The sequence below is a fragment of the Catellatospora bangladeshensis genome (assembly GCF_016862575.1).
GTDB lineage: Bacteria > Actinomycetota > Actinomycetes > Mycobacteriales > Micromonosporaceae > Catellatospora > Catellatospora bangladeshensis.
The window spans coordinates 1-25,620 of record NZ_BONF01000050.1 but is presented as its reverse complement, the minus strand read 5'-3'; the positions used below and the strand labels follow the sequence as shown (position 1 = coordinate 25,620).

Annotated in this window: 28 protein-coding genes; 16 read left to right on the top strand and 12 right to left on the bottom strand. The window is 72.3% G+C overall.

The annotated features are described in order from the left end of the window. Positions 1-57: 57 nt before the first annotated feature. The 4 genes from Cba03nite_RS34835 to Cba03nite_RS34820 all read right to left on the bottom strand — a co-directional run bounded on the left by Cba03nite_RS34835 (position 58) and on the right by Cba03nite_RS34820 (position 3,302). On the bottom strand, positions 58-1,077 hold the full coding sequence (locus Cba03nite_RS34835; RefSeq protein ID WP_203755906.1) for a fatty acid desaturase: 1,020 nt from the start codon (positions 1,075-1,077) through the stop codon (positions 58-60). A 275-nt stretch (positions 1,078-1,352) separates the two neighbouring features. Beyond that, positions 1,353-1,895 (bottom strand): SMI1/KNR4 family protein, encoded by a 543-nt coding sequence (locus tag Cba03nite_RS34830; RefSeq protein ID WP_203755904.1) that lies wholly within the window; start codon positions 1,893-1,895, stop codon positions 1,353-1,355. Between the two features lie 139 nt (positions 1,896-2,034). After that, positions 2,035-2,616, bottom strand: a complete 582-nt coding sequence (locus tag Cba03nite_RS34825) for a hypothetical protein (RefSeq protein WP_203755901.1) — start codon at positions 2,614-2,616, stop codon at positions 2,035-2,037. A 143-nt stretch (positions 2,617-2,759) separates the two neighbouring features. Further along, entirely contained in the window at positions 2,760-3,302 is a 543-nt protein-coding gene (locus tag Cba03nite_RS34820) for a hypothetical protein (RefSeq protein ID WP_203755898.1), read from the bottom strand. Positions 3,303-3,501: 199 nt separating this feature from the next. Here Cba03nite_RS34820 and Cba03nite_RS34815 point away from each other — a divergent pair, with 199 nt between their 5' ends. Beyond that, positions 3,502-4,473 (top strand): hypothetical protein, encoded by a 972-nt coding sequence (locus tag Cba03nite_RS34815; RefSeq protein WP_203755896.1) that lies wholly within the window; start codon positions 3,502-3,504, stop codon positions 4,471-4,473. Between the two features lie 4 nt (positions 4,474-4,477). On the opposite strand, the gene Cba03nite_RS34810 is transcribed toward Cba03nite_RS34815, so the two are convergent. From Cba03nite_RS34810 to Cba03nite_RS34790, 5 genes are all read right to left on the bottom strand, one after another. Beyond that, a complete protein-coding gene (locus tag Cba03nite_RS34810) occupies positions 4,478-4,753 on the bottom strand; it encodes a hypothetical protein (protein WP_203755894.1) in 276 nt (91 codons plus the stop codon). A 157-nt stretch (positions 4,754-4,910) separates the two neighbouring features. Next, the gene (locus Cba03nite_RS34805) at positions 4,911-6,002 is read right to left on the bottom strand and encodes an ABC transporter permease (RefSeq protein WP_203755892.1); all 1,092 of its coding nucleotides are present in this window, start codon (positions 6,000-6,002) and stop codon (positions 4,911-4,913) included. Beyond that, a complete protein-coding gene (locus tag Cba03nite_RS34800; RefSeq protein WP_203755890.1) occupies positions 5,999-6,892 on the bottom strand; it encodes an ABC transporter ATP-binding protein in 894 nt (297 codons plus the stop codon). The genes Cba03nite_RS34805 and Cba03nite_RS34800 overlap by 4 nt, the downstream gene beginning before the upstream one ends. 84 nt (positions 6,893-6,976) lie before the next feature. Beyond that, positions 6,977-7,684, bottom strand: coding sequence for a response regulator (locus Cba03nite_RS34795; RefSeq protein ID WP_203755888.1), 708 nt, complete (start codon positions 7,682-7,684; stop codon positions 6,977-6,979). Continuing rightward, a complete protein-coding gene (locus tag Cba03nite_RS34790; RefSeq protein WP_203755886.1) occupies positions 7,681-8,988 on the bottom strand; it encodes a sensor histidine kinase in 1,308 nt (435 codons plus the stop codon). The genes Cba03nite_RS34795 and Cba03nite_RS34790 overlap by 4 nt, the downstream gene beginning before the upstream one ends. Before the next feature lie 104 nt (positions 8,989-9,092). On the opposite strand from Cba03nite_RS34790, the gene Cba03nite_RS34785 reads away from it, so the two are divergent. Continuing rightward, positions 9,093-9,527: a hypothetical protein gene (locus Cba03nite_RS34785; protein ID WP_203755884.1), complete on the top strand. Its 435-nt coding sequence runs from the start codon at positions 9,093-9,095 to the stop codon at positions 9,525-9,527. Here the strand turns inward: Cba03nite_RS34785 and Cba03nite_RS34780 are convergent. Together Cba03nite_RS34780 and Cba03nite_RS34775 are read right to left on the bottom strand one after the other, a co-directional pair. After that, positions 9,507-10,781, bottom strand: a complete 1,275-nt coding sequence (locus Cba03nite_RS34780) for a CHAT domain-containing protein (protein ID WP_203755882.1) — start codon at positions 10,779-10,781, stop codon at positions 9,507-9,509. The genes Cba03nite_RS34785 and Cba03nite_RS34780 overlap by 21 nt on opposite strands. Then, positions 10,778-11,884, bottom strand: coding sequence for a PH domain-containing protein (locus Cba03nite_RS34775; RefSeq protein ID WP_203755879.1), 1,107 nt, complete (start codon positions 11,882-11,884; stop codon positions 10,778-10,780). Before Cba03nite_RS34775 ends, Cba03nite_RS34780 begins: the two co-directional genes overlap by 4 nt. A 553-nt stretch (positions 11,885-12,437) precedes the next feature. Here Cba03nite_RS34775 and urtA point away from each other — a divergent pair. The 12 genes from urtA to Cba03nite_RS34715 all read left to right on the top strand — a co-directional run bounded on the left by urtA (position 12,438) and on the right by Cba03nite_RS34715 (position 23,227). Then, positions 12,438-13,682 carry an urea ABC transporter substrate-binding protein gene (gene urtA, locus Cba03nite_RS34770; protein WP_203755876.1) on the top strand — a complete coding sequence of 415 codons (1,245 nt, stop codon included), beginning with the start codon at positions 12,438-12,440 and terminating at the stop codon, positions 13,680-13,682. A 70-nt stretch (positions 13,683-13,752) separates the two neighbouring features. Next, on the top strand, positions 13,753-14,640 hold the full coding sequence (gene urtB / locus Cba03nite_RS34765) for an urea ABC transporter permease subunit UrtB (protein WP_203755873.1): 888 nt from the start codon (positions 13,753-13,755) through the stop codon (positions 14,638-14,640). Then, on the top strand, positions 14,637-15,746 hold the full coding sequence (gene urtC / locus Cba03nite_RS34760; RefSeq protein ID WP_203755871.1) for an urea ABC transporter permease subunit UrtC: 1,110 nt from the start codon (positions 14,637-14,639) through the stop codon (positions 15,744-15,746). The genes urtB and urtC overlap by 4 nt, the downstream gene beginning before the upstream one ends. Then, positions 15,743-16,501 carry an urea ABC transporter ATP-binding protein UrtD gene (urtD, locus tag Cba03nite_RS34755; RefSeq protein ID WP_203755869.1) on the top strand — a complete coding sequence of 253 codons (759 nt, stop codon included), beginning with the start codon at positions 15,743-15,745 and terminating at the stop codon, positions 16,499-16,501. Before urtC ends, urtD begins: the two co-directional genes overlap by 4 nt. After that, positions 16,498-17,193, top strand: a complete 696-nt coding sequence (gene urtE, locus Cba03nite_RS34750) for an urea ABC transporter ATP-binding subunit UrtE (protein ID WP_239126242.1) — start codon at positions 16,498-16,500, stop codon at positions 17,191-17,193. The genes urtD and urtE overlap by 4 nt, the downstream gene beginning before the upstream one ends. 12 nt (positions 17,194-17,205) lie before the next feature. Then, positions 17,206-17,508, top strand: a complete 303-nt coding sequence (locus tag Cba03nite_RS34745) for an urease subunit gamma (RefSeq protein WP_203755867.1) — start codon at positions 17,206-17,208, stop codon at positions 17,506-17,508. Next, on the top strand, positions 17,505-17,810 hold the full coding sequence (locus tag Cba03nite_RS34740) for an urease subunit beta (RefSeq protein ID WP_203755865.1): 306 nt from the start codon (positions 17,505-17,507) through the stop codon (positions 17,808-17,810). Before Cba03nite_RS34745 ends, Cba03nite_RS34740 begins: the two co-directional genes overlap by 4 nt. A gap of 238 nt (positions 17,811-18,048) precedes the next feature. Further along, positions 18,049-19,755 (top strand): urease subunit alpha, encoded by a 1,707-nt coding sequence (locus Cba03nite_RS34735; protein ID WP_275411635.1) that lies wholly within the window; start codon positions 18,049-18,051, stop codon positions 19,753-19,755. Continuing rightward, positions 19,755-20,462, top strand: a complete 708-nt coding sequence (locus tag Cba03nite_RS34730) for an urease accessory protein UreF (RefSeq protein ID WP_203755856.1) — start codon at positions 19,755-19,757, stop codon at positions 20,460-20,462. Before Cba03nite_RS34735 ends, Cba03nite_RS34730 begins: the two co-directional genes overlap by 1 nt. Further along, a complete protein-coding gene (ureG, locus tag Cba03nite_RS34725; protein ID WP_203755854.1) occupies positions 20,452-21,162 on the top strand; it encodes an urease accessory protein UreG in 711 nt (236 codons plus the stop codon). The genes Cba03nite_RS34730 and ureG overlap by 11 nt, the downstream gene beginning before the upstream one ends. Beyond that, positions 21,162-21,878 (top strand): urease accessory protein UreD, encoded by a 717-nt coding sequence (locus Cba03nite_RS34720; RefSeq protein WP_203755853.1) that lies wholly within the window; start codon positions 21,162-21,164, stop codon positions 21,876-21,878. The genes ureG and Cba03nite_RS34720 overlap by 1 nt, the downstream gene beginning before the upstream one ends. A 305-nt stretch (positions 21,879-22,183) precedes the next feature. Continuing rightward, positions 22,184-23,227, top strand: coding sequence for an LCP family protein (locus Cba03nite_RS34715; RefSeq protein ID WP_203755852.1), 1,044 nt, complete (start codon positions 22,184-22,186; stop codon positions 23,225-23,227). Positions 23,228-23,252: 25 nt separating this feature from the next. Here the strand turns inward: Cba03nite_RS34715 and Cba03nite_RS34710 are convergent, their stop codons facing one another. Then, a complete protein-coding gene (locus Cba03nite_RS34710) occupies positions 23,253-23,621 on the bottom strand; it encodes a cupin domain-containing protein (protein ID WP_203755850.1) in 369 nt (122 codons plus the stop codon). Between the two features lie 54 nt (positions 23,622-23,675). Between Cba03nite_RS34710 and Cba03nite_RS34705 the strand changes: the two genes are divergently transcribed. Both Cba03nite_RS34705 and Cba03nite_RS34700 read left to right on the top strand, forming a co-directional pair. Next, complete coding sequence (locus Cba03nite_RS34705; protein ID WP_203755849.1) at positions 23,676-24,302, top strand: TetR/AcrR family transcriptional regulator; 627 nt, start codon at positions 23,676-23,678, stop codon at positions 24,300-24,302. 154 nt (positions 24,303-24,456) lie between these two features. Beyond that, the coding region (locus Cba03nite_RS34700; protein WP_203755848.1) for a C39 family peptidase at positions 24,457-25,620 on the top strand (1,164 nt) is incomplete at its 3' end.

The following is a 25,620-nucleotide window of genomic DNA, read 5'->3' as shown; positions in this document are numbered from 1 at the left end:
TATGGCCAGAGCGCGGATCTCGACACGAAACAGCGATCTTGGCGAAGCAAGGCCGGGCTACGCGGCGGCGGCGGGGACCGCGCCAGTCGTCGTCTTCCGGCCGGAGTCGGGCAGCGAGCGGTAGATCTTGTTCATGCCGCCGAGCATGCCCTCCAGGCGGGGCAGCGCGGCGTACACCGGGTCACGGCGCAGGATCGCGTCGACCTGCCGCAGCCGCCACATCGGCGTACGCGGGAACAGGTGGTGCACCAGGTGGAAGCCCTCGCCGTCCTTCTCGCCGAGCACGAAGCGGGTGGCCAGGCCGTACACGCGGTTCCAGGACATGTAGATGTCGACGCGCGGCGCGGACTCGATCAGCGGGAAGTGCTCCATCAGCTCGGCGACCGCGCCGATCCACACCTGCGTGGTGACCAGGGGCACGAACCAGAGCAGCAGCAGCCAGGCCCACCAGCCGCCGAGCACCGCCCACGCCACCACCGCGGCGAGCAGCGCGACCCGCAGCCAGCGCTCTCCCCCGCGCTCCCCGGCGGCCACGATGCGGTGGCGCAGCAGGTAGAGGACGTACGAGGCGGTCGCGCGCGGGCTGATCGCCGTACGCAGATAACGCCGCAGCGCGGCCCGGCCGAGGTTCTCGCCGCACAGCCCGTTGTCCCGGTACTGCCGGTAGTCGGGGTCGCGTTCCGGGTCGCCGAGCCGGCCGTGGTGCTCGCCGAGGTGCGAGGCGCGGTAGCCGGTGTAGCTCTGCAGCACCGGGTAGCCGCCGAGCAGCGCGCCGAGGAGGCTGCCGGTGCGGTGGTGGGCCATGAACGCGCGGTGTACGGCCATGTGCAGGACTCCGGCCAGCGCCCGCTGGCGCCCGCCGATGAAGAACGCGGCGACGAGGTAGACGGGTATCGCCGCCCACAGCGGGGCGTGCTCGTACGCGAGCACCGCCGCCGCGCACCAGACCGCGATCCACGCCCAGTGCTCGATGATCTCAAGTGGCCCGTGCCAGTTGTCCAGACGCGACGCGGCCTGAACCTCGGCGAGGATCTCCGGCGAGAACCGGTGTCGATCAGCGCGGTCAGCTCTGGACACAGTCGATCCCTCCCGTGGTGAAACCTGCACGCGATCCCTTCCCACCAGGGCGGCGTACGGAGGCACCCATGAAGCAATCGTCACCCGGATCCCGGATCGCCCCGTCCCGCCTGGCTGCTACTGGATACGGCGTCGACCACCGATGCCCCCGGGGTCGACCCCTGTCCTATCAGGGTGAATCGATTGTATCGTCTCACGACACTCATATGTGTCAAGCGATCAGACCTGCGGCCGAATCCACATTGGCGGGTGGCCTCACGCACCACACCGGCGGGTCAGGCCTCCTCCCAGTCCAGGCGGCCGTCGGTGACGATCCGGCGGCGGTTCATCAGCCGGGAGCCGTAGCGCATCGCCTCGTACGTCTTCGACAGCAGGTCGCCCAGCTCCGGCCAGGTCTTCGGCGGGCCGCCGCGATCGTCGCCGGACGCGATGGTCACCTCGGCCCGGTCGTCGTCATCGGAGTGGTCGACGACCAGGCAGTTGCCCTTGCCGTCGGCGGCGACGGGCAGCCACCGGCGCTTCCACGTACGCCACAGGCGGTCCTGGTCGGCGGCGAGGCGGGCCCGCGCGAGCGCGATCATGCCGTCCGTGCCCAGGAACGCGTAACCGGGGGCCAGGCAGAGCGGCGGGCGGAACCGGCCCGCCCCGTTGTGCCAGCGCAGCAGCGCCTCCACGTCCGGCAGCAGGTCGGTGCCCAGGTGCGCGCGCACCGCGGCGAGGTCCGCGCCGGTCGCGGGCGGAGCCAGGTCGCGGTGGGTGAGGGGTGCGTTTTCGGCGAGCCAGCCGTCGATCGCCGCGAGGGTGGAGGAGAACGGCATGGCGCATTCAAGCACCCACGAGGCCGGACCCCTCGCGGCGGTCCCGCATCCAGGTGTTGATCGCCGTCTCGTGTCCAAAGGTGGGCTCGGGCCACAGGGTTTCGACACAAGACGGCGATCCTGCATCATGCAGCGAGACTCAGGGCGCCGGAGTGGGGACCGTGGCGGGCGGCTCGCAGATGCGCACCTCGGTCATGCCGTGGATGGACTCCTTCGGCACCAGGGTGCGGGCCTTGGCGGTGATCCGGTTCTCGGCCTGGCCGGGGTCCGGGTCGACGGTGATGTAGCCGTCCGGGGCCAGCGACACCTGCCCGCAGATGATGCCGTGGTCGTAGACGACCTGCATCAGGCTCGACGGCGCCGGGGCGAGCCAGCCGGTGAGCACGGCCACGCCGAGCACGGCGAGCCCGGCGGCGGCCTGCACCCGCACGCCGGCGGGCGGCGCGGCGGCCGGCCCGGCGGGGGCGAGCACCGTCCGGACCAGCAGTGTGAACGCCACGGCCAGCAGGAGCGCGATCGTGACCTGGATGGACCAGTGCAGTCCGGCCAGGTCCTCCGGTCCACGGAGGATGAGCGCGGCGGCGAGCACGGCGGTCAGCACGGCGAGCCCTTTTTGCCTGACTCCGGCGTTGCGGGCGGTGAGCCGGGGGTCCGGCGGGGCATCCTGCGGCGGGGCGGTGTCCGCGGCACCGGCCGTGCCGGGCGCTGTCGTCTCGGTCATGGGACAACCTCGGTCTCAGTGGGGGTACGCACCGCCGGGCAGCAGCGCGCAGCGATGAGCGTAGATCAATGGGCACGCTCCCATCCAGAGCCGGAGCCGCCGTCACCGACGCGCGCGGGTGGCGCTGCCGGTGTCCGCCCCGGTCAGATGAGCTCGGCGAGCAGGTACAGCTCGGCCCGGTCGCCTGAGCGGTGCACGGCGGCCTCCACCTCGACGAGCGTGGCCCGTGCCATGACGTTGCCGAACGTGCGGTACGGCAGGGTGGGGTCCTGCGGCCAGCCGAAGCCCGCGACCGTCCGCGGGTCGAACGGCAGACCGGCCCGTTCACCCGCGTCGCCGTACAGACCGTTGAGCAGGAGGAAAAGGTCCACACAGGACCCGTCGGCGGTGAGGTGCAGGTAGAACGAGTCGGCTTCCCACTGGGCGTGCCGGTGGTAGCGCGCCGACGGCTGGGCGCACTCCGGCAGCCGCAGGTGGTATCGCTCCAGCGTGCCGGGCAGGTCCTGGCTCTGGCTGCCGGGGTAGGCGCGCGGGTCGTGCGGCTCGGTGCTGCGGGAAAGGGCGAACCACGACCCGAGCAGGAGCACGGCGGCGACGGCCAGCGCGATCCTCAGGCGGCGGGGTCCGCGCCGCGCGGCGCCGCCGTCCGCGGGCGCCGGCGGCGCCTCGGTCGCCACGTCCAGCACATCAGCCCCCGTTCTGATCTTGTATGGAGATTACCGGGACGGGCGGCCGGTTGTGCCGAGCCATGCCGTAGCCGGCCACCGGCCGGGCGCGACAGTCCGGCGGGCGCCGGCCCGTGTCGTGCCAGTCCACCGGAACGGTCATGGTGCCGCGATCCACGGCGTGCGAAACTGTGCGCCACTTCTCGATCATGGAGCGTCCGTGTCCGCGTACGACCCCCACCGCGTCGCCTCCCCCGTCCCGGCGAGCGGCTACCTGCCACCGGACGACGCCTTCCCGGCCGAGGTGCCGAGTGGGCCCGAGGTGCTGGTCAACGTCCCCGGCGAGGGTCTGTCCGGCTGGGCCCGCAAGACCGCCGGCGTGCTGCGCCGGGGCTGGGGCCAGCAGGCCGCCCTGTTCGCGCTGACCCACGTCAGCTCGGGGCTGGTGCTGCACCTGCTGTTCGGGGTGGCCCTGCTGTTCCTCTGGCGCACCGAGCTGGCGGTGGACGCGCTGACCGACGCGCAGGCGTCCGTGCAGTACTTCATGGTCGTGTACGGCGTGGAGGTGGGGCTGATGCTGCTGGTGCTGCCGGTCCGGCTGCTCGGTTACTCCGCCGCCACGTGGATCGCGGTCCGGCAGGCGGCGGGGCTGACCGCGCCGCTGAGCCGGGCGCTGCGGTACGCCGTGCGGCGGCTGCCCGCCATGTTCGCCTGGCAGGCGCTGGCCTACGCGCTGATCGGCACGGCGATGCTCACCATGCTGCTCACCTGCCTCAGCATGTTCGGGCCGTACGGCTATCTGCCGTCGGTGGTGGTGCTGCTGTACGGGATGATGATCGTCGGCATGGTCGGGCCGGCGGTCCTGTTCGAACGCCGCAAGCCGCTGCAGCGCGCGTTCGACCTGGTCAACAACGCCTACTGGGCGACGTCCGTGCGGCTGGCCGTGCCGGGGGCCGCGCTGGCCGCGGTGTTCTGGCTGACCCGGTTCGACGCCGCGAGCCTCACCGCCGCGCTGGGTGACACGCTGACCGAGCAGATCGCGCTCGTCGCGGCCGTGCTGGTGGTGGCCGCCGCGCTGGAGCTGCCGGTGACCATGCTGCTCTTCCCGGCCGTGCTGGTGACCTACGCCGAGCGGCGGGCGGTCGAGGCGCCGACGCTGCGCACCGGGCACCTGCTGCGGGAGCTGGGCTGACCGGTCACCGCTGCAGGCGGTGGCGGGTGAGCAGGACGCCGACCCACGCCGAGCGGACCGCCCGGAACGCCGCGACCTGGTCCATGCCGCCGGGGTACGCGCCGGTGGCGCGCAGCCGGGCCGCGGCCAGCTGCAGCTCGCGTACCGCGGCGAGGTAGGAGCGGCCGGTCCGGGTATGGGACCGCGCCGCCGACCGGGCACGCAGCCAGGTCACACGGACGTACGTCCGCTCGCCGCTACGGAGCACCATCCGGATCAACACGCCCTCGCGTTCCCGCACAAAGGTCAAGATAGCGAGCAAACCCGGCACTACCGCACATTTGCCAGCGCGAGCCGGGCTCGGATGCGCTTATCGGTCAACACTTCTCGGTCTAATGGGGCATACCACCCTCACCCGCCCGGACAGAGGCGGCGGGTGCTCCCCGCCGCCCCGCCACTCACCCCTGGGCGGTGTCCAGCTCCGCGAGCCGCCGCGCCTCCCGGTCCCGCCAGGCCGCGGCCAGCGAGGTGCGCCCGTTGGTACGCAGCAGCGAGCCCTCGTAGATCCGGGCGCCCACGGCGAGCATCAGCACCGCCGCGACGGCCAGCACGGCCAGCGCCACGGCGGGCTCCCACGCGGCCGCGTCGCCGTGGAACAGCCGCACCGGCATCGCCGACGGCGCCGAGAACGGCACATACGACAGGATCTTCATCGCCGCCGGGTTGTCGCCGAACATCATCACGCCGAAGAACGGCAGGATCACCGCCAGCTGCACCGGCATAGACACCGCGTTGATGTCCTCCTGCCGGTTGACCAGGGCGCCCACCCCCGCCCACAGCGCGGCCAGCATGACGAAGCCGACCACGAAGAACGGCAGGAACCAGCCGATCGCCGGGGTCAGCATCGTGACCAGCCCGTCGCCGGTGTCCGCGATCCGCATCCCGGCCAGCGCCACGATCGCGATCAGCGCGATCTGGCCCAGCGCCAGGATCGCCCCGGCCGCCACCTTGCCGATCAGCAGCACCCGCACCGGCACCGACGCGACCAGGATCTCCACCACCCTGGTCTGCTTCTCCTCGGTGACGCTCATCGCGATCTGCAGGCCGAAGGTGAGCGACGTGAAGAAGAAGATCACCGCGAAGAACAGCGGGACCAGGAACGACAGGACCGGGTCCATGCCGCTCGGGTCGAGCAGCTCGACGGCCGGCGCGGTGCTCAGCGCGCGCACGACGTCCTGCGGCGCGTCGGTCAGCGCGACCACCGTGCCGTCGCCCAGCACCGCCGCGTCGGCGCCGCCGTCGCGCACCAGCGCCCGCGCGGCCGCCTCGTCCGCGACCGGATGGATCTCGAAGTCCGCCGCGGTGAGGGCGGCCGGTGCGGTGCCGATCACCGCGACCGACGGCGGACCACCGGCCAGCAGCGGCGGCAGCGCCGTGCCGCCGACCGCGAACAGCAGGAAGAACAGCGTCCCGAACAGGAACGCCTTGTCGCGCAGCTTCACTCGGATCTCGCGGGCGGCCACGATCCGGACGGCTTCGTACGTGTTCATCGGGCGACCTCCCGGAAGATCTCGGCAAGGGACGGGGTGACCGGGCCGAACGCGCGCACCGGCCCGCGGGACAGCGCCGCGGCCAGCACCCGCTGGTCGTCGGCGTCGGGCGCCAGCTCGAACACGGCGTGCGCGCCGTCCAGGTCGACCAGCTGCACGCCCGGCTCGTCACGCAGCCAGCCCGCGTCGCCGTCGACGGTCAGCGCGTACCGGGGCAGGGCGTGGCCCGCCCGCAGCTCCGCGCGGCCGCCCGCGGCCCGGATCCGCCCGCCCGCGATGATGACCAGGTCGTCGCAGAGCCGCTCCACCACGTCGAGCTGGTGGCTGGAGAACAGCACGGGCACCCCGCGCCGGGTCCGTTCGCGCAGCACGTCGACCACCGTGTCCACGGCGATCGGGTCGAGACCCGAGAACGGCTCGTCCAGCACCAGGATGTCCGGGTCGTGGATCAGCGCGGCGGCGATCTGCGCCCGCTGCTGGTTGCCCAGCGACAGCTGCTCCACCGGGTCGCCCGCGCGCTCGCCCAGGCTCAGCCGCTCGATCAGCTCCTCGGCGTTGCGGCGCACCGCGTCCCGGCCCAGGCCGTGCAGGCGGCCCAGGTAGTCGAGCTGGTCGCGGACCGACATCTTCGGGTAGAGGCCGCGCTCCTCCGGCATGTAGCCGATGCGGCGGCGCACAGCGCGGGTCAGCCGCTCGCCCTGCCAGGTCACCTCGCCCGCGTCCGGGGCGAGCACGCCCATGATGATGCGCATCGAGGTGGTCTTGCCGGCGCCGTTGGCGCCGACGAAGCCGGTCATCCGCCCCGCGGTCACGTCGAAGGAGACCTCATGGAGGACCTGCCGGTCGCCGAAGCGGCGGCTGACCCCGTCGAGGCGAAGCACTTTCGTCATGGCACCGAAGGCTAGGCGACGCCGGGTGAGCCGCCGTCCGCCCCCGGATCGATCTTCGGGTCCGTCTCGCGGAGGACCCCGGCCTCAGCCTCCCGGGGTGACCACGCCGTGCTCGTACGCGTACACCACCGCCTGGGTGCGGTCGCGCAGCCGCAGCTTGGTGAGGACCCGGCTGACGTGGGTCTTCACCGTGGCCTCGCCGAGGAACAGCCGCGCGGCGATCTCGGCGTTGGTCGCCCCGCCCGCGAGCAGCACCAGCACCTCGTACTCGCGTGGGGTCAGCTCCTTGAGCTCCCCGGCGGGCACGGGCGGCGTCGCGGCGGGCCGGGCGAACTTCGCGATGACCCGGCCGGTGATCTCCGGGGCGAGCAGCGCGTCGCCGCGCGCGAGCACCCGCACCGCCTCGATCAGCGCCTCGGGCGTGCCGTTCTTCAGCAGGAAGCCGCTGGCCCCGGCCTGCAGCGCGGCGAACAGGTAGTCGTCGCGGTCGAACGTGGTCAGGATGAGCACGGCCGGCCCGGCACCGGACGCGGTGATGCGCCGGGTCGCCTCCAGCCCGTCCACCCCCGGCATCTCCACGTCCATCAGCACCACGTCCGGCGCGGTCTGCGCGGCCAGCGCCACCGCCTGCTCGCCGTCGGCCGCCTCGCCGACCACGACCAGGTCGTCCTCCGTCTCCAGGATGACCCGGAACCCGGTGCGCACCAGCCGGTGGTCGTCGGCGACCAGAATCCGGATCGGCCCGCCGGGCTCAGGCGACGCCACCGCGCCCGGGCCGTCGGGGCTGCTCATGCCGCGGCCTCCGCGACGGCCGGACCCGCGTCCGAACGCACCGGGGCCGCCGCCGCGAGCGGGAAGCGGGCGCGTACCCGGAATCCGCCCTGCTGCCGCGGACCGGCCTCCAGCGTGCCGTCGTGTGCGGCGACCCGCTCGCGCATGCCGATCAGGCCCAGTCCCCCGCCGCCGGGGACCGGCCCGCCCCGGCCGTCGTCGGTCGACTCGACCTCCAGCTCGTTGGCCAGGTAGCGGATCCGCACGTCGAGGGTGGCGGCCCCGGCGTGCTTGAGCGTGTTCGTCACCGACTCCTGCACGATCCGGTACGCCGCCTGCGACAGCGAGTCCGGCAGCGGCACCGGGACGCCGAACACGCCGTAGCGCACGGTCAGCCCCGCCTCGCGTGCCCCGTCCAGCAGGCTCTCCACCCGGTCGACGCCGACCGTGGCGGGCGCCTCCTCGGTGCGGCCGCCGTGGCGCAGCAGCGCGAGCATGCGCCGCAGCTCGTCGACGGCGCTGCGGGCGCTCTGCTCGATCGCTTCGAGGGCGGTGCGCGCCCGCGCCGGATCCTTGTCCATCACCCGGCGGCTGGCTGCGGCCTGCACGCCCATCACCGACACGTGGTGGGCGACCACGTCGTGCAGCTCCCGGGCGATGCGCAGCCGCTCGCCCATCACGGCCCGCTCGCTGGCCTCGTCGCGGGAGCGCCGCAGCTGCTCGGCCTGCACCTCCAGCTGGTGCTGGCGGCGGGCGGCGACCCAGGCGGTCTCGCCGAAGAAGTACGCGAACCCCAGGGCCAGGATGTTGACCAGCACGGCGCTGACGATCGCGGCGAGCAGCGGCGGCATCGGCCCGCGTGCCCCCTCGAACGCGTCCGCAGGGATGTCGTCCAGCGACGTCAGGACCGAGAACAGCAGCCAGGAGATCATCGCGGTGATGATGCCCACCCGCACCTGCCGGGAGCGCCGGTGGTCGCGGCCCCACGCGCCGGCCGTGTAGAGCACGCAGAACAGCGCGCCTGCGGCGAGCTGCTGCTCAGGCTGGGCGCGGACCTGCGCACCGATGAACGCGACCGCCACCACGAGCGCGATGGTGAGCGGCAGGCGGCGGCGCAGCGCCAGCGGCGCGGTCACCGCGACGGTCCAGCACACCTGCTCCGGCAGGCTGGGCGGCGGGCCGAAGTCGACCCCGGCGCTGTTGGCCAGGGTGAGGTTGAACAGGGCCAGCGCGGTGACCGCCACCGCCACGAGCACGTCGGCCCGCCGCTGCTCCACGGTGGGACCGGGCCGTGCCCAGCCGTCGTCGCCGCTCCCCAGGGTCATGCCGCGACGATTTCACAATCCTGGCCGGGTACGCCAACGCGGCTGTGCCGGTCTTCGCGCATCGTGTTGAATACGTGGATCCCCTCACGCGCCCAGGAGCCGCCATGCCCCGCACCGTCGTGCCGCCCGTCCGGTTCCGCAGCTCCGGCGCGAACAGCGGCGTAGGGGGCGACGGGCTGCCCGAACGGCTGGTCAAGTACGTGCCCGCCGAGACGCTGGCGTTCTTCGTGCCGCTGGCGGCGGTGATCGGGCCGGACCGGCGCCCGCTGCTGATCGCGCTGCTCTGCGTCGGCCTGGCCGGCACGGTGGGCTACCTGTGGCTGGCCGGGCAGAAGACCGCGGCCGACGAGCGGCCGCTGCCGCACTTCTACGCGCTGGCCGCCGTCGCCTACCTGTGCTGGGCGCTGGCCACCAGCCCGCACGCCGCCGCGCTGCTCGGGCTTGACCAGGTCGAGGCGGGGGTGGTGCTGACGCTCGCCGTGTTCCTGGTGCCCCTGGCCGACGAGCTGCTGGTCCGGCTACGCCGCCCGGCCGGCTGACGCGCGGTAGACGCCGGGGCGGGCGCGTTCCACCGTGAGCTGGGTGTCGCCGTACATGACGTAGAGCAGCCCGAGCGGGTTGCGGAAGTCGCGCAGCAGGTCACGGCGGGCCCACACCACCGCCTCGCCGAGCGGCCGGCGCGCCTCCAGCAGCCGGCCGTAGAAGGCCGCGGCGAACCCGGCCGCCACCCCGTCGGGCACGTCGGTCTCGGTGCCGATGAACGCCCGGTGCCCGCGGTTGAGGAACCAGCGCGGGAACGAGTACGCCGTCAGCGGGTTGGTGCGCGAGGACGCGCACGCGTTGAGGATGATCACGGCGCGGTGCCCGCCGCTGTCGCCGTCGGCGAAGATGCGCTCGTAGTAGCCCTCGCGCAGCTCGCCGAAGGTCAGCCGGCGCGGCTTGCCGTTACGGGTCGACAGCGCGAGCACGTAGTCGTCGTCCAGCTCGGCGGTGGTGTCGCAGTGGCAGGCGAAGTGCTGGACCTGCACCGGCGTCGCGGCGCCCGCGGAGCCGTCCAGCGGGCTGCCGTCGTACAGAGCGCGCAGCAGCGCGGCGCGGACCTCGGCCTCGTCCTGCGCGACCGGCCACGGCCCGTCCACCCGCACGTGCCCGCCGAGCGAGGCCAGGAACCGCTCCTCCTCCTGCGCGCTGGGCAGGCCGCGGTGCCGCAGGAACTGCACGGGCAGCGCCGGATCGTTGCGCAGCACCCGGTCGGCGGTGACCGGGGTCGGCACCACCCGGCGCACCACCGTGGCGAACCCCAGGAACCGCGACGCCGCCGCGGCGAGGTCGGCGTAGGTGCGCAGCTCCGGCAGCGGGCCGAAGTCGAACAGCGGCAGCAGTTCCAGCGGCAGCGTGTCGTCGTGGCAGTGCAGCTCCACCATCGGCAGCGGCGCGGCGTCGTCGCTCCAGTCCGCCGAGCGCCACCGCGGCCAGGCCGCCCGGAACGCGGACTCCAGCCGCAGGAAGCGCTCGATGTCGTCCTGCACCAGCAGCGCCGTCAGCTCACGGCCCTTGTTCAGCAGGATGCGCAGCGCGCTCGCCGCCTGCTCGGTGCCGGCGTTGAGCCGGGCCGTCAGCGGCACCACCCGCTCCAGGTAGATGCCCGCCTTGCGGCGTACCTCCGCCAGCAGGCCGCGGTCCGGCAGCGGCAGGTGCACCGTCTGGCCGGTGCCCGGGAACTCGAAGCACACCTCGACGCCGATGCCCGAACGCGGCGGGCGGACCGAGACGGTCGCGATGACCTCGCTCACCCACGGTCCCGGCCGGACGTCGGGTAGTCCGCGGTCAGCTCGATGCTCTGCAGCGTGCGGCGCTGCTGGGAGACCCGGATCCACAGCCACGGCGGCGGCCACAGCGGCGGCTGCCCCGGCCCGAGGGTGAACTCGATCCGGGCCCGTTCGGTCCCCTGCACCCACACCGTCCTGGCCGTGTGCCGCAGCGCTGGGCGGTCGCTGTCGACCTCGACCTCGAACAGCACGATGCTCTCGTCCACGCCGCCGGTCACCGCCAGGGGCTCGGCCAGCCGGGACGCCGGGCTCGGCCCGATCGTGACGATCAGGTCGTAGACGCGGTCCGGGTCGAGCAGCAGCCGCCGGTCGGGCGAGGCGGTGACCGGATCGGTGCCGTCGTACACCTCGACGCTGACCCAGCCGTCGTAGTTCACCAGCGGCGCGCCTTCGAGCACCTCCCGCACGGCGTCGGAGACGTCGTCGCGGCCCAGCCTGGCCTCGACGGCGGCGGGTTCGTACAGCTCCTCGACGATGCGCAGGTACAGCTCGTTGGGGTGGGGCAGATCGACGACGCGGCGCATGCCACCGCGCCGGCTCGCGCCGTCGATGTGGAAGGTCCCGTAGTTCAGCAGCCGGCCCAGCGGCGACTGGAAGTAGCGCATGTCGGTGACGTGCATCAGCGGCAGCATCGAGACGCGCCGGTTGAACACCCCGCGCACCAGCATCAGCCGCTTGTTGGTGAGCACGAAGCGGCCGAGCCGCCAGTCCGCCGCCCGGAACGCCGCCAGCAGCAGCGCGCCCACGGCGAGCAGCGCGATGACGCGGCCGGTGTACTGCGGCTTGATGCGCTGCGCCGCGAGCGTGATCAGCAGGCCCGTGTACGCGGACAGGATGAGCAGGGACTTGGCCAGGCTGATCGGATGCCGCCGCCACTCCCCGCGGAAGCGCTCCGTCGGGAACAGATACCAGGCGACCATGCCGCTCGGCTCGTCCTCCAGCGGGAGCACGAACCTGGGCGGGTCGGTGAACAGGCCGGCCAGCTCGTCCTCGGTCAGCGGCTCGCCCGGCTCCAGGCCGCCGCCGCGCCGGGCGCCGTCGTCCGGCTCGATCTCACGCGGGCTCATGCCGCACCGGCCGGGGCGGGTGGAGCAGCGGCTGCCGACATGCGGCCATGCTACGGAAGGCGACTCCGGCAGGGCGACGGGCCGTCGGGTTAGGACGCCGCCCTTGACACCGCCGAACCCGGTCAAGATACTTCGTGGGTGAAGGATCCCCGCCGCGCGGGGCCGCCCGCACCACATCCCGAATAGCTGCAAGCCGACGCCTCCGGCCGCACACCATGCGGTCCACAAAGGCGTCGGCTTTTGTTGTCTTCGCAGGTCAGCGGCGAGATTTCACAACAGTGGATACGCCATATCAACGGCGATGAAACAACGCCGTAATGGCGATCGACGAATCTTTCAGTGCCTGGCATTCAGGCGGTCGCCCAGGGCCGGCACAACCGGCCGAAGCGCCCGCTGCGCGCTGCCGGCACACGCATCGGATCGCCTGTCACGCACCGCCCCGGGCCGGCACGCCCCACCGCCGAGACGCCGACGTCTGTCGCCCGCGGTGCCTTCCCCTGTTGCGCCTTCCACCGTTGACTCGTGCCCCGCCGACGCAGGGAGATACCCCACCATGCTCAGATTGCACCGCCGCGGCCTCATGGCCGGCAGCGTCGCGCTCGCCGCCGCGCTGGCGCTCAGCGCCTGCGGCGCCAAGACCGGCGAGAACGAAACCGCCGGCGGCGTCACCGCCGACACCTCGGGCGACACCGTCAAGGTGGGCCTGCTCAACTCGCTGTCGGGCACCATGGCCATCAGCGAGGTCACCGTACGCGACGCGATCCTGCTGGCCGTCGAGGAGATCAACGCCGCGGGGGGCGTGCTCGGCAAGAAGATCGAGCCGATCAGCGAGGACGGGGCCTCGGACTGGCCCACGTTCGCCGAGAAGGCCGAGAAGCTGATCAAAGTGGACCGGGTGGCGGCCGTGTTCGGCTGCTGGACCTCGGCCAGCCGCAAGGCCGTGAAGCCGGTCTTCGAGGAGAACAAGGCGCTGCTGTTCTACCCCGTGCAGTACGAGGGCCTGGAGCAGTCGCCGTACATCTTCTACACCGGCGCCACCACGAACCAGCAGATCGTGCCCGGCCTGGACTACCTCAAGGCGCAGGGCAAGAAGTCGGTCTACCTGGTCGGCAGCGACTACGTCTTCCCGCGTACCGCCAACAAGATCATCAAGGCGTACGCCGAGGCCAACGGCCTGAAGGTGCTCGGCGAGGACTACGCGCCACTGGGCAGCACCGAGTTCGGCACGATCGTGAACAAGGTGAAGACGGCCAAGGCCGACGCGGTGTTCAACACCCTCAACGGTGACAGCAACGTGGCCTTCTTCAAGGAGTACAAGTCCGCGGGCCTGACCGCGGCGGCGATGCCGGTCGTCTCGGTGTCGATCGCCGAGGAGGAGGTCAAGAGCATCGGCACGCAGTACCTCGCCGGCCAGCTCACGGCGTGGAACTACTACCAGACCACCACCGGCCCGGCCAACGACAAGTTCGTCAAGGCGTACAAGGCCAAGTACGGCGCGGACAAGCCGACCAGCGACCCGATGGAGGCCGCGTACACGGCGGTCTACCTGTGGAAGGCGATGGTCGAGAAGGCCGGCAGCTTCGAGGTCGAGAAGGTCAAGGGCGCCTCCGACGGCGTCACCTTCGAGGCGCCCGAGGGCCTGGTCACCGTGGACGGCGCGACGCAGCACATCCACAAGACCGCGCGCATCGGCAAGATCGGCGACGACGGCCTGATCACCGAGGTGTGGAACTCCGGCAGCCCCGTCAAGCCGGACCCGTACCTCAAGGGCTACCCCTGGGCGACCGGCCTGTCCTGACCCACCCGTAGCGGTGGAGCGGCCCCGCGCCGCTCCACCGCTCCGTCCCGTACCAGAGGTGGCCCCCACCATGACAGTGATCCTCGGCCAGCTGTTCACCGGCGTCAGCATCGGCGCGGTGCTGCTGCTCATCGCGCTCGGCCTGGCCCTGACCTTCGGCCAGATGAACGTCATCAACATGGCGCACGGCGAGTTCATCATGGCCGGCGCCTACACCACGTACGTGCTCCAGCAGACGATCACCGACGCGGGTGTGTCGCTGCTGGTGGCGATCCCGATCGCGTTCGCGGTCGCCGGGGCGATGGGCGTGCTGCTGGAGTGGGCGCTCATCCGCCGCCTCTACACCCGCCCGCTGGACACGCTGCTGGTCACCTGGGGCGTCTCGCTGATGCTGCAGCAGCTGGCCCGGGACATCTTCGGCGCACCGAACGTGCAGACCAAGGCGCCGGACATCCTCACCGAGAGCACCTCGCTGGGCGGTGACGTCAGCATCGCCAACAGCCGCCTGTTCATCCTCGGGCTGGTCGTGCTCGCCGTCGTGGCACTGACCGCCGCGCTGAAGCTCACGCCGCTGGGCAGGCGGATCCGGGCCGTGGTGCAGAACCGCGACCTGGCCGCCGTGTCCGGCATCCCCACCGGGAGCGTGGACCGGCTCACCTTCTTCATCGGGTCCGGGCTGGCCGGGGTCGCCGGGGTGGCGCTGACGCTGCTCGGCCCGATCGGCCCGACCATGGGCACCAACATCATCATCGACGCCTTCCTCGTCGTCGTGGTCGGCGGCATCGGGCAGCTCAAGGGCAGCGTGATCGTGGCGTTCACGCTCGGCATGCTGCAGGCGATGGTCGAGTACCTGACCACGCTCAGCGTCGCCAAGGTGATCGTGTTCGTCGCGATCGTGGCGTTCCTGCAGTGGCGCCCGCAGGGCCTGTTCACGCTGCGTACCAGGAGCCTGGCATGAAAGCTCTGACCGAGATGAACCCCCGCCTGCGGGCCTGGCTCGGCTTCGGGCTCGGCGCGCTCGTGCTGTTCGCCGCCGCGCCCGCGCTGCTCAGCGACTTCCGGCTCAGCCTGCTGGCCAAGTACCTCTGCTTCGCCATCGTCGCCGTCGGCATCGGCCTGGCCTGGGGCCGCGGCGGCCTGCTCACCCTCGGGCAGGGCGTGTTCTTCGGGCTCGGCGGCTACGCCATGGCCATGCACCTCAAGCTCGCCGACGCCGGGCCGGGCAACATGCCCGACTTCATGGAGCTGTACGGGCAGCTCGACGAGCTCCCGGCCTGGTGGGCCCCGTTCGCGAACCCGGCGTTCGCGCTGGCCGCGACGGTGCTGCTGCCGATGCTGGTCGCGTTCGGGCTCGGCACGCTGGTGTTCCGGCGGCGGGTGCGCGGGGCGTACTTCGCCATCCTCAGCCAGGCGCTGGCCGCCGCCATGGTCATCCTGCTCATCGGGCAGCAGGGCACCACCGGCGGCACCAACGGCCTCACCGACATCGACGGCTTCTTCGGCTACGACCTCGACGACCCGGTCAACCAGCGGATGGTGTACTTCATCATCGCCGCCGTGCTGCTCGGGCTGCTCGCGCTCACCCGGCAGCTGATGCGCTCCCGCTACGGCGAGCTGCTGGTCGCCGTGCGCGACTCCGAGGAGCGGGTGCGCTTCCTCGGCTACAACCCGGCCAACGTCAAGCTCGTCGCGTACGTCGTCGCCGCCGGGATGGCGGGCCTGGCCGGGGCGCTGTTCGTGCCCGCGGTCGGCATCATCTCCCCCGCCCTGATCGGCATCGTGCCGTCGATCGAGTTCGTCATCGGCGTGGCCGTCGGCGGCCGGGCGGCGCTGCTCGGGCCGGTGCTCGGCGCGGTCGCCGTGGCCTGGGCGAAGACGGCGCTGTCCGAGCGCTTCCCCGGCACCTGGACCTACCTCCAGGGCGCCATGTTCGTGCTGGTCGTGGCGTTCCTGCCGGGTGGTCTCGCGTCGCTGTGGGGCATGGTGCGGCGGCGGCGCGAGACCCCGCCCGCACCCGCGCCGGTGACCGGCGACCAGGCACTGATCAAGGAGGTGGCCGTATGACGGCGGGCGGGCTGAGCATCCGCGGGCTGCGGGTGGTGTTCGACGGGTTCGTCGCGGTCGACGGCGTGGACCTCGACGTCGCACCGGGCGACATCCGGTTCCTCATCGGCCCGAACGGGGCCGGCAAGACGACGCTGGTCGACGCGGTGACCGGCCTGGTCAAGGCGAGCGGCTCGGTGCGCTTCGGCGAGACCGAGCTGCTCGGCCGGGACGTGCACCGCATCGCCCGGCTGGGCGTGGGCCGCACCTTCCAGACGGCGGCGCTGTTCGAGGAGCTGACCGTGCTGCAGAACCTCGACATCGCGGCGGGCGCGGGCCGCGGCCCGTGGACCATGCTGCGCACCCGCCGGGCCGTGCCCGACGACGTCGCGTTCGCGCTGGAGGCGATCGGGCTGGCCGGCCGCCGCGACACGCTCGCGGGCACCCTCGCGCACGGCCAGAAGCAGTGGCTGGAGATCGGCATGCTGCTGGTGCAGAACGCCCGGCTGCTGCTGCTCGACGAGCCGGTCGCCGGGATGAGCCACGAGGAGCGCGAGGCCACCGGCGAGCTGCTCGGCAAGATCGCCGCCGACCGCACGGTGGTCGTCATCGAGCACGACATGGACTTCCTGCGCCGCTTCGCCCGCACCGTCACCGTGCTGCACGCCGGGAAGGTGCTCAGCGAGGGCACCGTCGCCCAGGTGCAGGCCGACCCGAAGGTCCAGGAGGTCTACCTCGGCCACGCGGCCGCGGAGTCCGAGGCGGTGGAGGCATGATGCTGCGCATCGAGAAGGTGCACGCCGGGTACGGGCGCAGCACCGTGCTGCACGGCGTGGACGTGACCGTCGACGACGGCTCGGTCACCGCCGTGCTCGGCCACAACGGCGCGGGCAAGTCCACCCTGCTGCGCGCCGCGATCGGCCTGCTCAAGCCGCGCCAGGGCATGGTGCTGTTCGGCGGCGAGGACGTCACGAAGCTCGCCCCGCACGAGCGGGTGGCGCGCGGCATGGCGTACGTGCCGCAGGGCCAGCAGTGCTTCCCGCACCTGACCACGCTGGAGAACCTCCAGCTGGTCGCCGACGGCCGCCGCGGTGGCAAGGAGGCGCTCGCGAGCGCGCTCGACCTGTTCCCGGCGCTCAACGGGCTGCTGCGCCGCCGCGCCGGGCTGCTGTCCGGCGGGCAGCGCCAGCAGCTGGCCATCGCCCGCGCGCTGATCACCCGGCCGAAGCTGCTGCTGCTCGACGAGCCGACCGAGGGCATCCAGCCCAACGTGGTCGCCGAGATCGAGCAGGCGGTGCTGTCCCTGGCCGGGCGCGACGGCCTGTCCGTGCTGCTCGTGGAGCAGCATCTGGGCTTCGCGCTGCGCGCGGCGCACCGCTACCACGTGCTCGAATCCGGCAGAGTGACCTCGACGGGGGCGGGCGGCACCGCAGCCGAACCCGCCGTACGCGCGGCCCTCACGGTGTAAGAAGGACGGTCCATGTTCCTCACCCAGCATGAGCAGGAACGTCTGCTCATCCATGTGGCGGCCGACGTCGCCGAGCGGCGCCGGGCCCGCGGCCTGCTGCTCAACCACCCCGAGTCGGTCGCGATCATCACCCGTTTCCTGCTGGAGGGCGCCCGCGACGGGCGCACCGTCGTGGACCTGATGGACGCGGGCTGCCAGGTGCTGACCCGCGCGGACGTGCTGCCCGGCGTCCCCGAGATGGTGAAGGAGGTGCAGGTGGAGGCGACGTTCCCGGACGGCACCAAGCTGGTGACGGTGCACCACCCGATCCGGTGATCCCCGGCGAGATCCTCTTCGGGGACGGCCCCGTCGAGATCAACGTGTCCCGGCCGATCACCACGCTGACCGTGGTCAACACCGCCGACCGGCCGGTGCAGGTCGGCTCGCACTACCACTTCGCCGAGGCCAACCCCGGCCTGTCGTTCGACCGCGCCGCCGCCTGGGGCCTGCGCCTGGCCGTGCCCGCCGGCACCGCCGTGCGCTTCGAGCCCGGCGTCACCCGCGAGGTCGAGCTGGTCCCGCTCGGCGGCCTGCGCGTCGTGCCCGGCCTGCGCGGCGAGTGCGGAGGCGAGCTGTGACCGGCCCGATGCCCCCGCACGGTTCCGCAGCGCGGCCCACCGCCCCGAAGGTGCGGAGGCGACCATCGCTCGGGCGGAGTTCAGCTCCGCAATCCACAACACAGGAGTTGTACCTACAACACAGGAGTTGTGACCCGCGGCGGCAACACATGTGTTGCCACGGCAACACGAGGGTTGCCCCCTCGAACAGGACACGCCGACAGCCCACGCGGGGCGGGCACGAGAGAAGCGGGGCGCTGTGACGATCCTGGTCAGCCGGGAGCGCTATGCGGCGCTGTACGGACCCACCACCGGCGACCGCATCCGGCTCGCCGACACCAACCTGCTCATCGAGGTCGAGGCCGACCACTGTGCGGGCGGCGACGAGGCCGTCTTCGGCGGCGGCAAGGTCATCCGCGAGTCGATGGGCCAGTCCCGGGCCACCCGCGCCCAGGGCGCCCTGGACACCGTCATCACCGGGGCGGTGATCCTGGACCACTGGGGCATCGTCAAGGCCGACATCGGGCTGCGCGACGGGCGGATCGTCGCGATCGGACGCGCCGGCAACCCGGACACCATGCCCGGCGTACACCCGGAGCTGGTCATCGGGCCCGCCACGGAGGTCATCGCCGGCAACGGGAAGATCGTCACCGCGGGGGCGGTCGACACGCACGTGCACTTCATCTGCCCGCAGTTGGTGCACGAGGCCCTCGCGAACGGCGTCACCACGCTGGTCGGCGGCGGCACCGGCCCGGCCGAGGGCACCAAGGCCACGACGGTCACCGCCAACGCCTGGCACCTCGCCCGGATGCACGAGGCGCTGGACACCTTCCCGGTGAACGTGCTGCTGCTCGGCAAGGGCAACACGGTCTCCGAGGAGGCCATGTGGGAGCAGCTGCGGGCCGGGGCGGGCGGATTCAAGCTGCACGAGGACTGGGGCACCACGCCCGCCGCGATCGACGCCTGCCTGCGCGTCGCCGACGCGTCCGGGGTGCAGGTGTCGATCCACACCGACACCCTGAACGAGGCCGGGTTCGTGCAGGACACCCTGGCCGCGATCAACGGCCGGGCGATCCACTCGTATCACACCGAGGGCGCCGGGGGCGGGCACGCGCCCGACATCATCACCGTGGCGAGCCTGCCGCACATCCTGCCGTCGTCGACCAACCCGACCCGCCCGTACACCCGCAACACGCTCGCCGAACACTTGGACATGCTGATGGTGTGCCACCACCTGAACGCGGCCGTGCCCGAGGACCTGGCGTTCGCGGAGAGCCGCATCCGGCCCTCCACCATGGCCGCCGAGGACCTGCTGCACGACCTCGGCGCGATCTCGATCATCGGGTCGGACTCGCAGGCCATGGGGCGCATCGGTGAGATCGTGCTGCGCACCTGGCAGACCGCGCACGTGATGAAGGACCGGGTCGGGTCGCTGCCCGGCGACGGCGCCGCCGACAACCACCGCGCCAAGCGGTACGTCGCGAAGTACACCATCTGCGCGGCCATGGCCAACGGGCTGGAGGGCGAGATCGGCTCGGTCGAGCCCGGCAAGCTCGCCGACCTGGTGCTGTGGGACCCGGCGTTCTTCGGCGTACGGCCGCACCTGGTGGTCAAGGGCGGCATGATCGCGTACGCGCAGATGGGCGACGCGAACGCGTCCATCCCCACCCCGCAGCCGATGCTGCCCCGCCCCATGTTCGGCGCGTACGGCGTCGCCGCCGCGCACACCTCGCTCGCCTTCGTCGCGCCCGCCGCGATCGAGGCCGGGCTGGAGCTGGACATCCGGCGGCGGATGGCGCCGGTCGGGGACGTGCGCTCGCGCGGCAAGGCCGACCTGCCGCACAACGGCGCCATGCCGCACATCGAGGTCGACCCGGACACGTTCACCGTCCGGATCGACGGCGAGGTCGTCGACCCCGACCCGCCGACCGTCCTGCCCATGGCCCAGCGGTACTTCCTGTTCTGATGCACTCGACCGCGTACCTGCTGCTGGCCGACGGGCGCTTCCCGTCCGGCGGCCACGCGCACTCCAGCGGCCTGGAGGCGGCCGTCGCGGCCGGCCGGGTCACCGACCTGGCCGGCCTGGAGTCCTTCCTCCACGGCCGCCTCTCCTACGCCGCCCCGGTCACCGCCGCCTTCACCGCCGCCACCCACCTCACCGCTTCGCGGTTAGGAAGGGCACCTTCACATACACATAGCGATAACAAGGTGCCCTTCCTAACTCTCGACGCGGAGCTGGAGGCGCGGACGGTGTCGCCGGCGCTGCGGCTGGCGTCGCGGCGGCAGGGGCGGGCGCTGCTGCGGGCAGGGCGGCTGACGTGGCCGTCGGAGCTGTACGCGTACCTGCCGAAGCATCCGGACGGGCCGCATCAGCCGCTGGCGCTCGGCGTCACCACGGCCGCGGCGGGACTGTCCACCGAGGAGTCCGCGCACATCGCCGCGTACGGGGTGCTCACCGGCCCGGCCAGCGCCGCCGTGCGGCTGCTCGGGCTCGACCCGTACCAGGTGCAGAACCTGCTCGCCCGCCTCGCGGGCGCCTGCGACGAGATCGCCGCGAGCGCGGCGGCCGTCGCCCACAAGTCACCGGAGGAGCTGCCGGCCCACGCGGCGCCGCTGGCCGACATCTCCGCCGAGATCCACGCCACCTGGGAGGTGCGTCTCTTTGCTAGCTGATCACGACGAGTCCGTTCCCCACACCCACCCCGAGCCGGGCGTCGACCCGCACCCGCCGCTGCCGCAGCTGGACCGGGCGGTGCGCATCGGCATCGGCGGCCCCGTCGGCTCCGGCAAGACCGCCCTGGTCGCGGCCCTGTGCCGGGCGCTGGCCGACGAGTTGCGCCTCGCGGTGGTGACCAACGACATCTACACCACCGAGGACGCCGACTTCCTCAAGCGCGCGGGCGTGCTCGACCCGGCCCGCATCCGGGCCGTCGAGACCGGCTGCTGCCCGCACACCGCGATCCGGGACGACATCTCCGCCAACCTCGACGCCGTCGAGGAGCTGGAGGAGGCGTTCGGGCCGCTGGACCTGGTGCTCGTCGAGAGCGGCGGCGACAACCTCACCGCCACGTTCAGCAAGGGCCTGGTCGACCAGCAGATCTTCGTCGTCGACGTGTCCGGCGGTGACAAGGTGCCCCGCAAGGGCGGCCCCGGCGTCACCACCGCCGACCTGCTCGTCATCAACAAGACCGACCTCGCCCCGCTGGTCGGCGCCGACCTGGGCGTGATGGACCGCGACGCCCGCGCCCGCCGCGGCGACCTGCCCACGATCTTCCAGTCGATCGCCGAGGACCCGCACGCGAGCCAGGTCGCCGCCTGGGTACGCCACGTCGTCGCGCACTCGCGCGGCCACGAGCACGCCGGGGCCCACTGATGCGCGCGCTGGCCAGGATCGTCGCCGAGGCCGACGGCCGCGGCGGCACCCGGCTGGCGCGCCTGCGCGGCGAGCCGCCCCTGCAGCTACGGCACACGCCGGACGGCTCGGGGGCGGCGACGGTGCACCTGATCGGCAGCGCGGCCGGTCCGCTGGGCGGCGACGACCTGCGCATCGAGATCGAGGTGGGGGCGGGGGCGGTGCTGTGCGTACGTACCGTCGCCGCCTCGATCGCCCTGCCCGGACGGGACGGCTCGCGCTCGCGGGTGTCCGTGACGGCCGCCGTCGCGGGCGGAGGCGAGCTGCGGTGGCTGCCGGAGCAGCTCGTCGCGGCGGCGGGCTGCCACCACCTGGCGCTGTCCACCGTGGAGCTGGCTGAGGGTGCCCGGCTGCTGTGGCGGGAGGAGCTGATCTGCGGCCGCCACGGCGAGCAGCCGGGCGATGCCGTCATCAGCACGTCGGTGAACTACGGCGGCGCTCCCCTGCTGCGGCAGTCGCTGACCGTCGGCCCCGCCACCCCCGGCTGGGACGGCCCGGCCGTGCTCGGCGGCTCGCGCGCCACCGGCAGCCTGCTGCACGTCGACCCGGCCGCCGCGCCGGGCGGGCCGGAGGTGCTGGGGCCGACTGCCGTACGTCTGCCGCTGTCCGGCCCGGCCACGCTGGTGAGTGCGACCGCCGACGACGCTCATCGACTGCGCGGCTTCCTGGAGAGGTGACCGGCCGAACGTGGCCGCGGCGCGCTCACGCCGTCACGCTCCGTCGTCCATGTGCCTGGATTCATCAGCCGCATAACGGCTCAGTTGAGTCCTATATGGTCATGCGAGATGTCGCTATGTAGCCGTAGCCGTTAGAGTTGCGCGGGTCGCTGTTCACGAGACCCGGGAGTGCCGTGCCGAACAACTCGCGACGAGGCAGCACGAAGAACACGCGGAGCAGGGCCAGGGGCCGCAGGAGGCCGCGCGGCAGGAAGACCGGCGCGCCGCTGTGGGCCAAACTCACCCTCACTCTCGGCGCCCTGCTGATGATGATCTCCGGGGCGGCGCTCGCCGGGATCCGCACGCTGACCGGCAACATCGAGGGCAGTATCCAGGTCGCCGAGAACGACGACACCGGTGACGACGCGGCGCCCGCGGGCAAGGCGTTCGAAGGCGCCTTCGACGTGCTGCTGCTCGGCATCGACACGCGCGCCTCGCAGAAGGCGACCGACGCCCGCTCCGACACCATCCTGATCATGCACGTCTCGGCGAACCACGACCAGGCGTACCTGATGTCCGTGCCGCGCGACGTGAACATCCCGGGCTCGAACCAGCGCATCAACGGCGCTTTCACCAACGGGCTGGGCAGCCAGGGTGACTGGCGTGGCGGCCTGCGGTCCGCGGGAGCGGCCATCACCAAGCTGACCGGCATCACCTTCGAGGCGAGCGCGGTCATCGACTTCAGCGGCTTCAAGAAGGTCATCGACGCGCTGGGCACGGTGCCGATCTGCGTCGAGGCCGACACCAAGTCGATCCACTACTACATGGTCGACGGGAAACCCGCCGACGTGTCCAGCGCCGGGTCCAACGACAAGACGGCCGACGCCTACGCGCGCAGCAGCGGCAACCCGCGCTATCTGCACAGGAAGGGCTGCCGGGAGATGGCGGGCTGGGAGGCGCTGGACTACGCGCGCCAGCGCTACCTGCCGGACGGGTCCGGCGACTACGGCCGCCAGCGCCACCAGCAGCAGCTCATCAAAGCCATGGCCAAGAAGGCCGGCTCGGCCGGGGTGCTGTCCGACTTCGGCAAGGTCAACGAGCTGATCGCGGCGGTGGGCAAGTCCATGCTGCTCAGCCTGCCCAAGGGGATGGGCGTGACGGACTTCCTCTTCACCGCGAAGGACCTGGCCTCGGCCGACCTCGTGCTGCTCAAGGCCAACGACGGCACGTATGCCAGCGTCGTGCAGAACGGTGAGTACCACGGCGAGGAGCTGACCGAGTCGACCAAGGACCTGTTCCGGGCCGCGGCGAAGGACAAACTGGCCAACTACGTGCTGCTGAACCCGCAGGTCGTCAACAACGAGAAGTGAGTGCCGACGACCGGCGGCCACGCGATCAGCCGGCACCGCCGGACGCGGCCTGCGGGCCGAGCACCTCCGCGCCGGGACCGGCCGACGGCGGGCGCGGCTCCTTCAGCTCGACGAAGATCGTGTGGGTGTCGGTGGTGCCGGTGTTCTCGCCGGTGTGCTCCTGCGCCCCGACCCAGCGCACCTCGCCCGCGGCGAGGCTCACCTCGGCCTGCCTGCCGCCCGAGGACACCCGCCGGTCGAAGGCGGACAGCGTGTACATGACGCTGTCCGGGTGGCGGTGCGGATGCGTCCGGTCGCCGGGACGGTCGCGATACTCCAGGACCCGAACCCGCTCGTTCTCGAACAGGAGCCGGTAGTGGCCGGGGTCGGTGACCACCGGATCGTCAGCTGGCACGGTCGACCTGCCTTCACCGAAGCGCTTATATGGGACTACGGTACCATGATGGAGATGTCGATGCCATATGAGGCGAGCGGGCGCACCGCCCAGAAGTCCCGCACCCGCCAAGCCCTCGTCCAAGCGGCCCGGGACCTGCTCGGCCAGGGCGAGACGCCGCAGGTCGAGGACGCGGCGCGGGCAGCTGGCATCTCCCGGACCACCGCCTACCGCTACTTCCCGAACCAGCGCTCCCTGCTGCTCGCGGTCCACCCCGAGATCTCCCCCGCCGGCCTGCTCGCCCCGGACGCGCCCACCACGCTGCCCGAACGCCTCGACGTGTTCATGACGGCGTTCAGCCGGTACAACCTCACCTGGGAGCCGCAACTGCGCGCGTCGCTGCGTCTGTCGCTCGAACCACCAGCCGCGACCACGGCGCTGCGCCAGGGCCGCGCCGTCGCCTGGATCGAGGACGCGCTCAGCCCGCTCCGGCAGACCCATCCCCGGGCGGACGTACGAGCGCTGGCCGTGTCGATCCGCTCCGCGACCGGCATCGAGTCGCTGATCTGGCTGGTCGACGTCGCCGGATACTCCCGTGAGCAGGCGGCCGACACCGTCCGGCACACCGCGCTGGCCCTGCTCGCCGCAGCGACAGCCGACCCGCGCGACGCGCACCTGCTCCGGACCGATCTGGAAGCCTGACTGCCGCCTTTACAGCCGGGCTACGCCGTCATTACATCCCCGCTGCAGTGGCCTCACGGACCGTATGGGCACAGCGCACCCGGCGCCCGGGGGTCGAGCACCACGACCACCTGGTCCGGGGCGCACCCCTCCGCATCCCGAAAGGGCCACGCCCATGACGACCCGCTCGAAGCCCCGCCGTGCCCTCAGCGGCATCCTGTCCACCCTCGCGGTCCTGGCCGCCGTGCTCCTGATCGGCAGCCCGGCTCGCGCCGCGTCCAGCAACTACCTTTCCGGACCCGCCTACGGCGAGACCTTGGTCTTCTACTGCGGGCCGACCGCCGTGCAGATCGCGCTCGCCCGCGGCGGCGCCTCCTCGGTCCCCAGTCAGCACACCCTCGCGCTGGAGACGGACACCTACCACAACCCGCTGGATCCGGGCATGCCGAGCGTCCAGGCCGCCGTGCCGGTGCTCAACGAGCGGCTGAACACGAACTTCTACTACTACTGGCCGCGCGACAACGCCACCGAGGCGTACGGCGACTTCCGCAAGAATCTCGTGCACAGCATCGACATGGGCTATCCGGTCGTGGTGAACATCAAGGTCGAGCCCAACGACGTACGCCCGCCGAACTACCCGGTGCGGACCACCTCGATCTACCACTACGTCACCGTCGTGGGATACACCGACGACGGCTACACGGCGATCGTCGCCGACCCGGCCGGCCAGGGCGGTGCCGACGGCGTGCTGCCGGACGACTGGAACAACGTGGCCCGCGAGTGGTCCTGGCCGTCCGCGCTGCTCTGGGACATGCTGTGGACCGGCTACGCGGCGGGCATCGCCCCGGCGTCGATGGGTGAGCCCGAGTACGACGACTACATCCCCGGCGGCAACACCGGCGGCGGTGGCGGCGGCGTGAACATGCCCTCGCCGGGTTCCAGCAACAGCGCCACCCGGACCGACTTCTCCGGTGACGGCGACGCCGACATCCTCGCCCGCAACGCCGGCACCAAGGACCTGCACCTCTACCAGGGCAACGGCGCGGGCGGCTTCCAGACCGGCGCGGGCGGGATCGCCGGCAACAACTGGAGCGCGTTCGACACCGTCATCACCGCGGGCGACTTCTCCGGCGACGGCGCGGTCGACGTCATCGCCCGCCACGCCACGTCCAAGGACCTCTACCTCTACGAGGGCGACGGGTTCGGCGGGTTCGCCACCGGCACCGGCACGCTCATCGGCAACAACTGGGCCGCCTTCGACATGATCCTGGCGCCCGGCGACTTCACCGGCGACGGCAAGGTCGACCTCCTGGCCCGCAACGCCACCACCAAGGCGCTG

What these genes read in the sequence shown, in the direction of transcription:
- Cba03nite_RS34830 (WP_203755904.1), bottom strand. Translation starts at nt 1,895, where the DNA reads ATGCCGTTCTCCTCCACCCTCGCGGCGATCGACGGCTGGCTCGCCGAA.
- Cba03nite_RS34825 (WP_203755901.1), bottom strand. Translation starts at nt 2,616, where the DNA reads ATGACCGAGACGACAGCGCCCGGCACGGCCGGTGCCGCGGACACCGCC.
- Cba03nite_RS34805 (WP_203755892.1), bottom strand. Translation starts at nt 6,002, where the DNA reads ATGAACACGTACGAAGCCGTCCGGATCGTGGCCGCCCGCGAGATCCGA.
- Cba03nite_RS34800 (WP_203755890.1), bottom strand. Translation starts at nt 6,892, where the DNA reads ATGACGAAAGTGCTTCGCCTCGACGGGGTCAGCCGCCGCTTCGGCGAC.
- Cba03nite_RS34795 (WP_203755888.1), bottom strand. Translation starts at nt 7,684, where the DNA reads ATGAGCAGCCCCGACGGCCCGGGCGCGGTGGCGTCGCCTGAGCCCGGC.
- Cba03nite_RS34790 (WP_203755886.1), bottom strand. Translation starts at nt 8,988, where the DNA reads ATGACCCTGGGGAGCGGCGACGACGGCTGGGCACGGCCCGGTCCCACC.
- Cba03nite_RS34785 (WP_203755884.1), top strand. Translation starts at nt 9,093, where the DNA reads ATGCCCCGCACCGTCGTGCCGCCCGTCCGGTTCCGCAGCTCCGGCGCG.
- Cba03nite_RS34775 (WP_203755879.1), bottom strand. Translation starts at nt 11,884, where the DNA reads ATGAGCCCGCGTGAGATCGAGCCGGACGACGGCGCCCGGCGCGGCGGC.
- urtA (WP_203755876.1), top strand. Translation starts at nt 12,438, where the DNA reads ATGCTCAGATTGCACCGCCGCGGCCTCATGGCCGGCAGCGTCGCGCTC.
- urtB (WP_203755873.1), top strand. Translation starts at nt 13,753, where the DNA reads ATGACAGTGATCCTCGGCCAGCTGTTCACCGGCGTCAGCATCGGCGCG.
- urtC (WP_203755871.1), top strand. Translation starts at nt 14,637, where the DNA reads ATGAAAGCTCTGACCGAGATGAACCCCCGCCTGCGGGCCTGGCTCGGC.
- urtD (WP_203755869.1), top strand. Translation starts at nt 15,743, where the DNA reads ATGACGGCGGGCGGGCTGAGCATCCGCGGGCTGCGGGTGGTGTTCGAC.
- urtE (WP_239126242.1), top strand. Translation starts at nt 16,498, where the DNA reads ATGATGCTGCGCATCGAGAAGGTGCACGCCGGGTACGGGCGCAGCACC.
- Cba03nite_RS34745 (WP_203755867.1), top strand. Translation starts at nt 17,206, where the DNA reads ATGTTCCTCACCCAGCATGAGCAGGAACGTCTGCTCATCCATGTGGCG.
- Cba03nite_RS34730 (WP_203755856.1), top strand. Translation starts at nt 19,755, where the DNA reads ATGCACTCGACCGCGTACCTGCTGCTGGCCGACGGGCGCTTCCCGTCC.
- Cba03nite_RS34720 (WP_203755853.1), top strand. Translation starts at nt 21,162, where the DNA reads ATGCGCGCGCTGGCCAGGATCGTCGCCGAGGCCGACGGCCGCGGCGGC.
- Cba03nite_RS34715 (WP_203755852.1), top strand. Translation starts at nt 22,184, where the DNA reads ATGATGATCTCCGGGGCGGCGCTCGCCGGGATCCGCACGCTGACCGGC.
- Cba03nite_RS34705 (WP_203755849.1), top strand. Translation starts at nt 23,676, where the DNA reads ATGTCGATGCCATATGAGGCGAGCGGGCGCACCGCCCAGAAGTCCCGC.